Here is a 13,068-nt window from a genome sequence, read left to right on the forward strand (position 1 = left end):
CACGGCTAATAGTATTATTCTGTAATAATGGTATGGATCAGTTTTGGCGCTTGCGCCTTATCGGCAAGGGTGATGCTGTCATAGATTTTCGCCATGACGTTCTCCACATCCGGGCGGTTGGCATGGATCGTCACCAGTGAGTCACCGATGGCGACCCGATCGCCGACTTTTTTATGCATCATCAGGCCCACGGCCAGATCGATGTCATCTTCCTTGGTGGCACGACCGGCACCGAGCAACATGGCTGCCACACCGATTTCGTCGGCCACAATGTTGGCGACCACACCCGCCTGCTTGGCCGGCACCTCAATCAGGTATTTAGCCTGCGGCAGCTTCTCTGGATGATCCACCATTGAAGCATCGCCGCCCTGGTTGGCCAGGAAGTCACGGAACTTGGCCAGCGCCTTGCCGTTATCGATCACCTCTTGCAGCATGGCGCGCGCAGCCGGTAACGTGTCGGCCTTTTTCGCCAGCACTACCATTTGGCTACCCAACTGCATGACCAACTCGGTCAGATCTTCCGGTCCTTCACCACGCAGCGTATCGATGGCTTCCTTCACTTCCAACGCATTACCGATGGCGTAGCCCAAGGGCTGCGACATATCGGAGATCACCGCCATGGTATTACGGCCCACGTGATTACCAATGCGCACCATCGCCGTGGCCAGCTCAACGGCATCTTCGGTGGTTTTCATAAATGCACCGGCACCGGTTTTCACGTCCAGTACGATGGCGTCTGCACCCGCAGCGATCTTTTTGCTCATGATCGAACCGGCAATCAGCGGAATAGAGTTCACCGTACCGGTCACATCACGCAGCGCATACAGCTTCTTATCCGCAGGGGTCAGGTTACCGGTCTGGCCAATTACCGCCACCTTGTCGCGGTTCACCAGCTCGATAAACTGTTGGCTGGAGATTTCCACGTGGAAACCGGCCACCGCTTCCAGCTTATCGATAGTGCCACCGGTGTGCCCCAGGCCACGGCCCGACATCTTCGCCACCGGGATATCCAGCGCCGCTACCAGCGGTGCCAGCACCAGCGTGGTGGTATCACCCACGCCGCCAGTGGAGTGCTTGTCTACCTTGACGCCTTCGATCGCCGAGAGATCGATCACGTCACCGGAGTTCACCATCGACATCGTCAGATCGGCACGCTCACGGTCGTTCATATCCTGGAAGAAGATCGCCATCGCCAGCGCACTGGCCTGGTAATCAGGAATATCTCCCCGGGTGTAGCCGTTAACAAAAAACTCAATCTCTTGCGTAGTCAGCTCTTTTCCATCGCGCTTTTTGGCGATGATATCAACCATTCTCATTGTCATTCCCCGGATCTTTATTTCTGTAAATCGATCTTGTAAACGGCAAAGCCGATATCGTCTTTTCCTACCAGCGTCATTGGATGCTGAGCGGACTGTTTAATGTAATCAGCCGCATTCTGGCTTGGTGAAGTCTCGATGCGGATATCCAACGGCTTATCCGCAGTAATTTGCGCGATCCGCCAGTTGTTTTTTACCTCTGGCTTATATGCGCCATGCTGTTTGGTCTGCTCGGAGATGTAATTGGCCACGATAGTGCGCACTTCATCCGGCGAGGAGATAACGATATTTTTTTCACCCGTGCCGGCGAACTTGCCGGTAAATGCCCGGTAATTGTTCACGGCAACCAGGAATGGCGCGTCAGCCACCACCGGCTTACCTTTATAGGTCAGCGACTTGATACGCTGGGCCTGAGGATTGATCACGTTGCAATCCACGTCATAACGCGCAGGCTGGGTCACGTCGATCTGATAGCTCAGATCGTCAAACATATCGAAGTTGTAGGCCCGGAAGCCGTTCCAGTTAAGCAGTGACTGTGGCTTATCGCTTTTCACGTCGATCTGGTTGTACATGCCCGCAGAGCACTCCAGCCACTCTTTCAGATCGCTGCCTTTCACTTTCACTGCCGCCAGCGTGTTGGAATACTGGTAAAGATCGGCCGCGTTACGGAAACTCAGAGGCCCTTTACGCATATCAACGAAGGCCGCCGGGTCGTTCTTCCTGCCACCCGCCTTGAACGGTGCCGCAGCAGAAAGCACCGGGATATCAGCCAGATCCGGATCGCCCTGAATAAAGTGCTCAACGTAGGCTTTCTGCGCCGCACGGATGATCTGGATGGCCGAGGAGTCCTGCACTAATGACAGATAGGTATTGGTGTCTTCGGCAATGGTGCCAATCGGCTTGTTAACGAATTCACGGGTGTCGTTATGCGCCTGTTCCAACGTTTTCACCAGCGTGGCCTTGGCATCGACCAGCGATTTGTCATTCTTCTTATCAAAGATTGGGCGAGCCTCTGCACGGCTGGAGACCACCTTCCACTTATTGGTTTCCCCTTCCAGCACCAGATCGATCACCCCCAGGTTATCCGCCCAGTGGCCCGGCATCACGGCAGGTACGCCGTTGACCGTCCCCTTTTCAAGATCTACCCCAGGAATAGCGGCGAAATCCTTGCTTGGGAAAATACCGTGAGAGTGGCCAAAGGTAATGGCATCGATGCCTGGAACCTGCGTGAGGTAGTAGACCGAATTTTCTGCCAGCGCCTTGTAAGGATCGGCAGAGATGCCGGAGTGGGCGATAGCAATCACGATATCCGCCCCTTCCTTACGCATCTGTGGCACCAGCTCCTTGGCGGTTTCGGTAATATCTTTGGCAATCACCTTGCCCGACAGCTTGTCCTTGTCCCACAGCACTACCTGTGGTGGTACAAAGCCGATATAACCGATGCGCAGCTTATGCTCTTTACCCTCGGTATCTTTTACCGGCGTGTCTACGATCAGGTACTGTTTGAAATACGGCTTGTTGGTCTTGGCGTCATAGACGTTGGCGTTGATGTACGGGAATTTGGCCCCGCTAATCGCCATTTTCAGGTAATCCAGCCCGTAGTTGAACTCGTGGTTGCCCAGGCTGCCGACCGCATAATCCAGAGTGTTCATCGCCTGATAAACCGGATGTACATCGCCCTTTTTCAGGTTGGCTGCAGCATAGTCCGCCATCGGGCTGCCCTGGATGATATCGCCGTTATCGACCAGCACGCTGTTGGTCGCTTCCGCACGGGCAGCATCAATCAACGTGGCCGCTCTCACCAAGCCGTACTGAGCGGTGGCTTTATCTTTGTAATAGTCATAATCCATCATGTTGCCGTGAACGTCGGTGGTTTCCATGATACGGAGATCCACCGTTGCGGCATGCGCAGCGCCTGCAACCAACAGGGCCAATAACGATAGCTTGAGGGGAGAAGTCATTTTCATCACATATTCCTTATTGTTATAGCGTTAGCAGACCACAACCTCTCGATGTGGCCTTGAGCTAATTAAAAGAAGAAACCTACGACGGCGGCGTTCAGGAAGCTGACCAGCGTGGAGCCGTAAAGCAGCTTCAGGCCAAAGCGGGCTGCGGCGTTACCTTGCTTGGAATCCAACGCCTTGATGGCACCGACGATAATGCCGATAGAGGAGAAGTTGGCGAACGACACCAGGAACACCGAGATAATCGCCATGGTGCGTTCAGAGAAGTTGTAGTCACCCTGCGACAGGTTGAGCATGGCAACAAATTCGTTGCTGACGATCTTGGTTGCCATCAGGCCACCGGCCTGCACCGCTTCGTGCCATGGTACGCCCACCAGGAAAGCCAATGGAGAGAACACGTAACCCAACACGCCTTGGAAGGAAATGCCAAATGCAGCGGTGAATAACGCGTTAGCCATGGTGATCAGCGCAATAAAGCCGATCAGCATCGCGCCAACGATAATCGCCACCTTGAAACCATCGAGGATGTATTCACTCAAGACTTCGAAGAAACTCTGCTTCTCCCCTTCAATGACATCCAGAATGTCTTCCTCAGGCTTGACCTGATAAGGGTTGATCAGCGACGCCATGATAAAGCCACCAAACAGGTTCAGCACCAAGGCAGTCACCACATAGCGCGGATCAAGCATCACCATGTAAGCGCCCACAATCGCCATTGATACCGTCGACATGGCCGAGGTACACAGCGTATACAGGCGGTGCTCCGGCAGCAGGCCGAGCTGTTTTTTTACCGAGATGAACACTTCAGACTGGCCGAGGATCGCCGAAGCCACCGCGTTATAGGACTCCAAGCGTCCCATGCCGTTGACCTTGCTCAGCGCCAGGCCGATGTACTTGATGATAAAGCCCAGAATGCGCCAGTGTTGCAGGATGCCGATCAGCGCGGAGATAAACACGATAGGCAGCAAAACGGACAGAAAGAAAGAGATCTCGCCATGGTTCACCAAACCACCAAAGACGAAGTTCACCCCTTCGTTGGCGTAGGAGAGTAAATTGCCAAATACCTCGGCAATCACGCCAATCACTTTATTACCTACGTCGGTCTTCAGCAGCAGTGCGGTCATCAAAAACTGGCAGGCCAGCATGACGAAAATCGGACGATAGCGGATGTTTTTGCGATCGTTGCTCACTAAAAGTGCCAAAATACAGATAGTAACGATACACACTATCCCTATGATATATTTCATCTTTTCCCCAAAATTATCTGCGAACCTTTACGTTCTGTTGACCAGCCTTGTACCCTGGCACATGCCGAGAACTGATGATGTTATTATCGAAACATAACACAGAGAATATGTTATTAAAGTTACACAGATCACATTTAAAAATCACAATAGCCTTAAAATACATATATGTAACATGTTGTACTTATCACTAACATTGAATCGGTTATGGAATAGACAGAGATGAACATTGCTGGGGGGAGTTTTTTGGTCGCTGGCTTCGGCGCTTGGGGGATAAGGGAGAATGCTGGCGCAGGAAGGTAATCCTGCCCTTGCTTGAAATTAGAGCAATCGCTCGGCTTTGTGACAGAAACCCATTGACGACACAGGGCCAAATACGGTTTAATGCGCCCCGTTGCCCGGATAGCTCAGTCGGTAGAGCAGGGGATTGAAAATCCCCGTGTCCTTGGTTCGATTCCGAGTCCGGGCACCATCATTTAGAAGAACCCGCCTATGGCGGGTTCTTTGCTTTCTGAAATGTGGACTCTCTATCGAACTACGTTCGATTATGAGCTACATCCCCGTAGCTTCCCCTTTCAGGTCAACGCATAGCATTGTTAAATCTGTTCCAGACGGATTTGTCCGAGTCCAGGCACCCTTTTTCTATCATTGAGAGAGATCTTTCCAGAAAGCCATCACAAAACAAACGAGTCCATCGTATTACCAGTCTCATATAACTCCTTTCTCAACTGGGTTAAAAGCTCAACCAAAGCACTCTGCAAAAATAACGAAAAACCATCTTTTCCTAGAGTATTTTGATAAACAGGTGCGGGAATAAATCGTTTCATCTCTTGGTAAAATTCAACCCCAGAGATAATACTTGTCAGAGAGTCAATTCGCGCTTGGAGTTTCTCTCTAAAATTCTCAACATGGTAGTCCGACAATTTCTTACTCACCAGCGCCGAATTTAAACTTGCCCCCTGTTGCTTAAGCCACACCAGATCCCACATATCCCGATAGCGAATATGCTTAGTCGAAGCAGGGAAAGCGAGCAGTTTATCCGCCATCACTTCGTCTAATGTTTCAACGTTAATTAATATATCGCTGTATCCGTCCGGCAATACGGAGTAGTTACGCACCAGTTGCCTGACCGTGCGAGTGTAGGCGGTAACATTGGCTACTTCAATCTTAATACGCTGCCAGGGAATATCGCGTCGTTCGGGTGCGGTAGTGACCGAAATCTGCCATTTATCAACGTTGACTTCCGCATAGGCTGGCTCATTACGCAGCTCTTTCGGTTCTTTAACCGTCACTTCCAGTCCGTAGCGGTTACCGAGGTAATCCTCAATACACTCTTTCATTTCAGCCAGATCAGCCGAACAGAATTCAGTTCCTCCGGCAAAGTCCAGATCTTCACTGAAACGGTTTGAGTTGTAACATAGCCTGAGTGAAGTTCCCCCCTGAAACGTCAGGCTCTTCAATAATCCAGCTTCTGACAGGCAGAACAATATATCGTAATGCAGCAGTTCTTTTTCCACCACAGGCCGGAGCGCCGCCAGTCCATTCTGCCGAATTGCCTCTGTAACTAGAGTGTCAAAAATGATACGTTTAGACATTCGTCAGCTCCGTGTTATCAATTAAATGAGTATTGCGCCCAACCCGGAGCAAATCTCTGACTGCCGTTTCTTTTTTAGCAAAGCGGATGGGGGATTTCGTTTCAATCGTCCCGGCCAGAATATCATTGACGGAACGTGCCGTATGGGTCAATTCAATAACGCCCCATGGCGTTTGATATTCACCACTTCGCCCGGTAGTCATGACCGTTAAGCGATCAATTGGGATTTGCGAGATTACCCCATATTGCGACAGCGCGGATTCCAGACTGACATAGCTATACTCACCCCGACGCAGGGTTTTAACAATGTGCTCAAGAATATAACTATCCTGTGTGGCACGATTGTAAACATACACACCATAGACCGCACGCGTGAGAATGTCGCTTTCCACCAAACGCTTAATTGACGCTTTCAGTGCCCGCTCCGACTCATCGGGAAAGATTTTGCCAAAGTCTCGCAAATGAAAAACGTAACGCCCGTTACGGCTGAACTCATCCAGTTTGTTGATGGCTGTCAGTTTGTTCATTGCCACACCTTTACATGAAAGACCTTTACATGAGTATTTTTTGTACACACAAGAGAGTTTAGCACGGTTATCTATACAAAAATAACACTTATCTGTGTCTTTGTAGTAAAGATGAAGGCACTATTCTGCTTCTGAATTTGTTCATCGTTGCGCAGAAGAGGTCAAAGCGTTTCAATCACCCGACGCAAGAGACGCACTCGGGGTTCGATGCTGGACAACTCCAGATATTCTGCCGGGCTATGGAAGCCAGCGCCAATTGGACCAAAACCATCCAGTGAGGGGATACCAAGCGCGGCGGTATGGTTGGCATCAGAACCGCCACCGACGGCCTGCCAGCGAACGTCAATATTCTCCAACCTCCCCGCAGACTCCACCTTCGCCATCAGTTGTTCGGTTTTTTCTGAGGGTGACATGGCGGGCACATGAGCCTGTAATGTCACATTGAGGCGAACATCGGCAGTAAAGCAGTGAGGCGTCGTGGTTCGCATTAGCCGGTCAACACGCTCAAATTCGTCGTTCTGCCAGAAGCGGACATCAATTATCGCTTGCGCGTAGTCCGCAACTACATTGGCCGCAGAACCTCCACTCACCACTCCAACGTTCAGGGTCGTCCCCAGTTGCGCATTGGCTAACTGGTTAAGATGAAGTATCCAGTGGGCCATTTCATTGATTGCGGAACGCCCATTCTCAGGATCGTTACCAGCGTGGGTGGCGACACCGTGAAATTCCAGCTCGTAGCGAGCCATTCCCTTGCGGGCCTTGACCAGTGAGCCATCCGCACGGGCGGCCTCGCACACCAACACGCAGCGGCTGCGTTTCGCCAGTGCGCCAATCCATTCATGTGAATAAACCGAACCCGTCTCCTCATCAGGGTTCATGGCAATCGCGATAGAGAGACGCTCTTTCGCCTCTGCAGACAGTTCCCTCATTGCCCAAAGAATATTAAGGAGCCCGCTCTTCATATCCGCCACACCGGGGCCATAGGCGCGATCCTCCTTAATGCTCATAGGGCGCATCGCTACGGTACCTACTGGGAAAACCGTATCCAGGTGACCTACCAGTAGCACATCAAAGTGTGGACTATTGGGTTTGTTGGCAGCAAAAACGCCGGGCCCCACTTTATCGCCAAGATCGACAATTTCGCTGTGCCAGCCGAGCTGCTGATATTTCTCATGCATATTGGCAGCAACGGTGGCAACGCCTTCCAACGTATTGGTACCGCAGTCCACATTAACCAAGGAGGCCAATTCTGCCAGATAGTCGTCTAATTGCATGGTGTTTCCCCTGTTCTTTTGTGCAGGCTGTGCGTGCACTGAAATTAAATCGCAGGAGAGTACGATCTCGCACTCGCCCTTCAGGTCGCACTGCTACTAGATAAAAATGTGCATCAGCAGCATGGCTCCGAATGCATTCAGTACCGAGATGGCTATCATCAACGGGATCAGTTTGGCGTTGGTGCCAATGACCCCAAGGATACGTCCGGCATACTGGATCTGGGACCCCATCAGATAGATGGCCGGTGCCAGGATAGCCAGATGTTCTCCCGTCAGGATCCCGCTATCGAACAGGCTAACAGCTACGCCGATCCCACCGCCCATTGACATCCAGCCGCCAATCAGGACCGCTGCCGCCTCGCCCGGCAAGCCGAACAGCTGCATCAGGGGAGCAAAAATGAAAGCCAGTCCATCCAGTGCGCCAGTGATGGTGAGCGCCTTGATCACCACAAAGGCCATCAGAACATTGGGCAACGTACTGGTTGTGGCAATGGCCCAACCTTTACGTGCCCCGGCAACAAAAACATCGGTGATCATGGGTTTGGATTCAGTCGTCATGCTCATGGTGATCTCCCTATGCCTTGTGGATTTCAGAAGATGCGTTATCTTGACGACGCATTTTCAGCAACAAACGTAAAATATTTGCGCCAACGATTTTCATAAAAAACATCACGAGGATGCAAAGGCCGATTGAGGCGGGAACAGCCAGGGTGCCGTCAGCGGCAACCAAAGTGAACAGAATGGCACCAGAGGAGAAAAAATTGGTGATCATGGCACCTACAGAGAACTGAAACATGGTGAAAACGTCTTTTTCATTCTCTGTAATCTGTGCCTCATCAGCCAGTTTGCGCGTTAGTGAGGCGCCAACATCCGTGCTCTGCAGGCTGCCAATCAGTGCCAAACCGGTATTACCACGCAGCCCCAGCAACGGGCGCAACAGTGGGGTTAACAGTTTACGTGCTGCATTCAGCGCACCGTAGTGCTCCAGTACATTGATCATGCCAAGGGCAAACATGACAGCAGGTATCAAGCCGAAGGCGAAGAGAAAACCGTCCATGGCACCGTTACCGCCGGTACCACGAAAGGTACTGTTGGAGACGTTTAATGCCTCGTTGCTTTGAGTCACACCACTGACGACCCGTCCGAAAGACCCGTTCAATGTCGTGAAATCAAACACGCCATACCATTCTTTACCGCCGAGAAGCCCGGAAAAGAATACCATGGCAAAAAGTAGCGCCACGTAGGCTCCCCAGCGAACGGGAGCCGTTTCTGTTGCAGATGAGGTGATATTTTGTTGCTGTCCGCTCATGCTATTTCCTTATCAGAGTGTCACAAAATAACCCAGTGCTAGTCATAACAGCATCGGCTTATGAATGGTCTACTGTGCGTATTTTTTGTACATGAGTATCCTGATGGCGATCAATAAATCCGGTGCAAAGATAAATTTAACTTATAAAGCATGACGTTGTTGGCATTTTATTCTGTTCAAAATAACGATTTATTAATGAAGTTATGACAAAATATGTTCATATATTACCAAGTGTGTTCACACCATAGTCTGATTTAGTATGCTCATAACATTGCCAACTGATGCATTATTCTGCCCAACAGGGTTGTGCTTTTTTGTCACTTGAATTTTAATATTTAATTAAATTAGCAGAATTATATTTACTTTGAGACACACGCCTCAAATTAGGTTGCCACTACGTGACAGAGCGTTTTCACTGCTAATCTAGGTACCGTCGTGTATATCCATAGACCCTGCCTTGATAAAAAATAGACGGCATGATTGTCTATGGATACAGAGCATTCTATTTAATTTCCTTTAGCTCACCGCCCAATCAGAGCTTTGCACCTTTTTCTACATAGCTCATATCACCCAGTTTACCCACGGTAAACTCACCGTTTTTATAAGTAATCTGCGTAACACTAGCATTAGAGAGTGGCGCAACAATGGGTGTAGAGCTCATATCCGCTACCATTGCCAGAATAGCGGCTCCATGTGAAACCAGGAGTATGTTACCGCCCCCTTGAGCTGCCGTTTCTTCAGCGATAGCTTTTAGCTCTGATTGCATACGTGCTTTGACGGTGGCAAACGTTTCAGCTTCACCGCTGGTATCGACCAGAGCAACACCGCCGAACATCTTGTCAAATGGCAACTTTCCATTGGCAAAATCACCGAATAGCGCTTTTTCCGACTCATAGCCAAGCTTGGTGGCGATGGCTCCCCACATATTGGCATCGAGATCGCCTTCGTAAATACCAAAGCAGAACTCACGCAGTTTCTCACTTTCGACGATGTCCAACGGCTGCCCTTTTGCGGCTAAAATAATACGTGCAGTTTGACGAGCTCGCCCCAGATCGCTGGCATACACCTTTTTGAATTCAACCTCTTTCAGCCCCTTGCCAAGTTGTTCAGCAACCGTCACGCCTGCGGTAGTCAATGGGGTATCTGCCCACCCCTGAACCCGATGTACGGTATTAAACATGGTTTTCCCATGGCGGGTGACATAAATGGTGACTGTATTATCACCTGCTGTTTCAGCGTAAGCCAACAGCGGACTAAAAATAAGTGAAGACAATAGAGCAAGTAATAGTGAAAACCGTTTCATGGTTATTTCCTCAATGGTGTTGGTTTGTATCATTGTTAACTTTCCGCAGATGAGCATATATCCGTTACCGGGGAGTGTGCTCCTACCTGCTTGTTGTATCAGCTGATTTTAAGGCAAAAAAAAACCTAAACCTCTGGTGGCGTGCTAGCTAATAGCCAACACCACCAGAGGTTTAGGTTTTGCCTGTTAGACAGTAACAATCCTAATTTACAGTCCAATACGCTATCAGTTTGATAAATGAATGCAAGAAATCAAATCGTTAAAAGTAGAAACTGTGATCAAATTAACGTTAAGCTGATTGTTGTCTGTTTAACACTGAAAGATAAGTCTCAACTCTATTTTCAACGTCATGGCCTCATCAACAGGCTGTACGAACTCACACTCGGCAAAAGAGGGTCAGATGAAAAACCAGCAAGTAAGCTTAAAAACCATCCCAGAGCCGCAAAAGGACTGTTCTGGCGTACCCGTTGTACTAACGGATGAAACCATCCAACAAAGAAAAGCCAACATCCTCAGCAGGATGAAGCAGCGTGGGCTTGATCAACTGGTGATTTACTGTGATGTCGAGCACGGCGGCAATTTTGAATATCTGGTCGGCTTTTTCACCCGTTTTGAAGAGGCCTTATTGATTATCAACGCCGATGGCGAAATGACGCTGGTGCTGGGAAACGAAAATCTCAATAAGGTCAGCAAAGCGCGAATTCAGGCCAAGGCGGTGCATCTTTCTCAATTTTCACTGCCGAATCAACCCGGTAGAAGCGATAAGTCGATTAAGGAACTGCTGGTTGAAGCCGGCATTCGGGAAAATGCCCGCACCGGCCTGGTTGGCTGGAAGATGTTTACCAACGGGCCAGAGATCGACAAGAAAATCTATGATCTCCCCTCATTTATTGTCGATACCATCCGCAACATTGTTGGTGATGAAGCCTGTTTATCCAATGAGACCGACTTGTTTATCGGCAAGCACGGGGTAAGAACGGTCAATAATGCCAACGAGGTGGCCCACTACGAGTATGGTGCTGCATTAGCCTCCGATTGCATTCTAGATGCCATGAATAAGCTGGCCCCAGGCGTCACAGAGCAGCAGTTAGGGGATTGCCTGGTGCGCTTTGGCCAGCACCCGAGTATCGTGACCATTGCTGCCAGCGGCCCACGCTTCATTAAAGGTAACCTGTTCCCAACCGACAACACCGTGAAGTACGGTGATACGATCTCGCTAACCGTAGGCTATCGCGGCGGGGCCTCCAGCCGGGCGGGTTATGCGGTAAATGCTAATGGTGAGTTATCAACAGAAGCGAAAAACTATCTGGATGCGGTCGCCAAGCCCTACTTCTCTGCCTATGCCCACTGGCTTGAAGTGATTAGCGTTGGCATGCGTGGCGGCGAGCTGTTTGATCACGTGGAAGCGGTCTTACCGCGCTCAAAGTACGGTTGGTCGCTGTGCCCAGGGCACCTGACCGCTGAAGAAGAGTGGATGTCTTCGCCCATTTATCAAGGCTCTCGGCAAAAGCTGTTGAGCGGCATGATCCTGCAGATTGATATTATCCCTTCAGTGCCCAACTTTGGTGGCGTTTCTGCCGAGAGCACCGTGCTACTGGCGGATGAACAGCTGAAGTTGGAGCTCCAACGCCAGTATCCGCAGCTATGGCAGCGGATGCAGCAGCGTAGAAAATACCTGATCGAAACGTTGGGGATAACGCTGTCAGCGGATATCTTGCCGATGTGCAGCACCGTTGCCTATTTGCGCCCTTATTTGCTGGACAAAGACAACGCCTTTGTCTGCCAGAGCTGAGCGTGCAGCCCGTATGGCTTTGGCAGAGAACGGCAACGAGTAAATCAGGCCAACAGCGTGTCAAAGGCTAACGAAAACAGTCCGGTTTCATAGGATGTTGAGGCGCTGGATAAGACATATTCCTCCCCAATATCCTGTGAGTACAAGTACCAACGCTTTTCAGCCACGTCGACGGTTAAGCCATTGGCAAAAGGGTGAGGTAAGGTAAACGTGGTCGGAGATAAAGCAAAACCCCGGCCATCCGCTTTTATGATGGCTTCTTTCAACGACCACAGACGAAAGAAATCAACGTTTCCCCCCTGAACGAGTTGTGTAAACTCCTCAGGAGTGAGCACATCCTGGTAGTCATGTATGTCAATGGGGACTCTCTTTTCCACATCAACGCCGATATCCCCTTGCGTGGTATAGGCACACACAGCCCAGTCCCCAGCATGGGAAAGATTAAATCCCCCTTTCATCCCCATCACAGCAGGTTTGCCATAGCGGTTATAGTGCAGTTTAGGAAAGTGGCTTCTCTGATACCCTTCATGTTTTTTTAATGCATAACGTAGCAGCATTCTCCCTAATAATGACCGACGTTTATCGTCATCAAATCTAAACCGATCGAATAGGATCCGTTGGTCTTTATCAAGATAATCCCGCTGCGAATAAAGCAGTTCGCTGCTTAGCTCGTCAATACGAGAGCAGTAGATATAATTGGTCATGTTGTTTAGCCCTTCACCAATAGCATGCTGGGCAGGTAATA

At 50.1% G+C, this 13,068-nt stretch carries 11 protein-coding genes and 1 tRNA gene; 2 read left to right on the plus strand and 10 right to left on the minus strand.

All coding sequences use genetic code 11. From position 1 onward, the window contains the following. Positions 1–14 precede the first annotated feature (14 nt). The 3 genes from ACMV5H_RS00835 to ACMV5H_RS00845 form a co-directional block, all read right to left on the minus strand. Positions 15–1,316, minus strand: coding sequence for a pyrimidine-nucleoside phosphorylase (locus ACMV5H_RS00835; protein ID WP_037375733.1), 1,302 nt, complete (start codon positions 1,314–1,316; stop codon positions 15–17). Positions 1,317–1,333: 17 nt separating this feature from the next. Then, entirely contained in the window at positions 1,334–3,277 is a 1,944-nt protein-coding gene (locus ACMV5H_RS00840) for a bifunctional 2',3'-cyclic-nucleotide 2'-phosphodiesterase/3'-nucleotidase (protein ID WP_373994982.1), read from the minus strand. A gap of 68 nt (positions 3,278–3,345) precedes the next feature. Then, complete coding sequence (locus tag ACMV5H_RS00845; protein WP_021806306.1) at positions 3,346–4,527, minus strand: NupC/NupG family nucleoside CNT transporter; 1,182 nt, start codon at positions 4,525–4,527, stop codon at positions 3,346–3,348. 393 nt (positions 4,528–4,920) lie between these two features. Between ACMV5H_RS00845 and ACMV5H_RS00850 the strand changes: the two genes are divergently transcribed. Then, positions 4,921–4,996, plus strand: a tRNA-Phe gene (locus ACMV5H_RS00850). Between the two features lie 202 nt (positions 4,997–5,198). Here the strand turns inward: ACMV5H_RS00850 and ACMV5H_RS00855 are convergent. From ACMV5H_RS00855 to ACMV5H_RS00880, 6 genes are all read right to left on the minus strand, one after another. Then, positions 5,199–6,119, minus strand: coding sequence for a nucleotidyl transferase AbiEii/AbiGii toxin family protein (locus tag ACMV5H_RS00855; RefSeq protein ID WP_115159333.1), 921 nt, complete (start codon positions 6,117–6,119; stop codon positions 5,199–5,201). Beyond that, positions 6,112–6,645, minus strand: coding sequence for a type IV toxin-antitoxin system AbiEi family antitoxin (abiEi, locus tag ACMV5H_RS00860; RefSeq protein WP_115159334.1), 534 nt, complete (start codon positions 6,643–6,645; stop codon positions 6,112–6,114). The genes ACMV5H_RS00855 and abiEi overlap by 8 nt, the downstream gene beginning before the upstream one ends. A 161-nt stretch (positions 6,646–6,806) precedes the next feature. Beyond that, positions 6,807–7,919, minus strand: a complete 1,113-nt coding sequence (locus tag ACMV5H_RS00865; protein WP_094981420.1) for a M20 family metallopeptidase — start codon at positions 7,917–7,919, stop codon at positions 6,807–6,809. A gap of 96 nt (positions 7,920–8,015) precedes the next feature. After that, positions 8,016–8,477, minus strand: a complete 462-nt coding sequence (locus tag ACMV5H_RS00870) for a YjiG family protein (protein WP_115159346.1) — start codon at positions 8,475–8,477, stop codon at positions 8,016–8,018. Between the two features lie 16 nt (positions 8,478–8,493). Beyond that, entirely contained in the window at positions 8,494–9,228 is a 735-nt protein-coding gene (locus ACMV5H_RS00875; RefSeq protein WP_414821309.1) for a nucleoside recognition domain-containing protein, read from the minus strand. Between the two features lie 532 nt (positions 9,229–9,760). Beyond that, on the minus strand, positions 9,761–10,564 hold the full coding sequence (locus tag ACMV5H_RS00880; protein WP_021806352.1) for a histidine phosphatase family protein: 804 nt from the start codon (positions 10,562–10,564) through the stop codon (positions 9,761–9,763). Positions 10,565–10,931: 367 nt separating this feature from the next. On the opposite strand from ACMV5H_RS00880, the gene ACMV5H_RS00885 reads away from it, so the two are divergent. Further along, a complete protein-coding gene (locus tag ACMV5H_RS00885; RefSeq protein ID WP_414821310.1) occupies positions 10,932–12,323 on the plus strand; it encodes a M24 family metallopeptidase in 1,392 nt (463 codons plus the stop codon). 44 nt (positions 12,324–12,367) lie between these two features. On the opposite strand, the gene ACMV5H_RS00890 is transcribed toward ACMV5H_RS00885, so the two are convergent. Then, positions 12,368–13,027, minus strand: a complete 660-nt coding sequence (locus ACMV5H_RS00890; RefSeq protein ID WP_414821311.1) for a 4'-phosphopantetheinyl transferase family protein — start codon at positions 13,025–13,027, stop codon at positions 12,368–12,370. Positions 13,028–13,068 lie beyond the last annotated feature (41 nt).

The organism is Serratia sp. N21D137, from assembly GCF_047530005.1.
In the GTDB taxonomy this organism is placed as follows: Bacteria; Pseudomonadota; Gammaproteobacteria; order Enterobacterales; family Enterobacteriaceae; genus Chania; species Chania fonticola_B.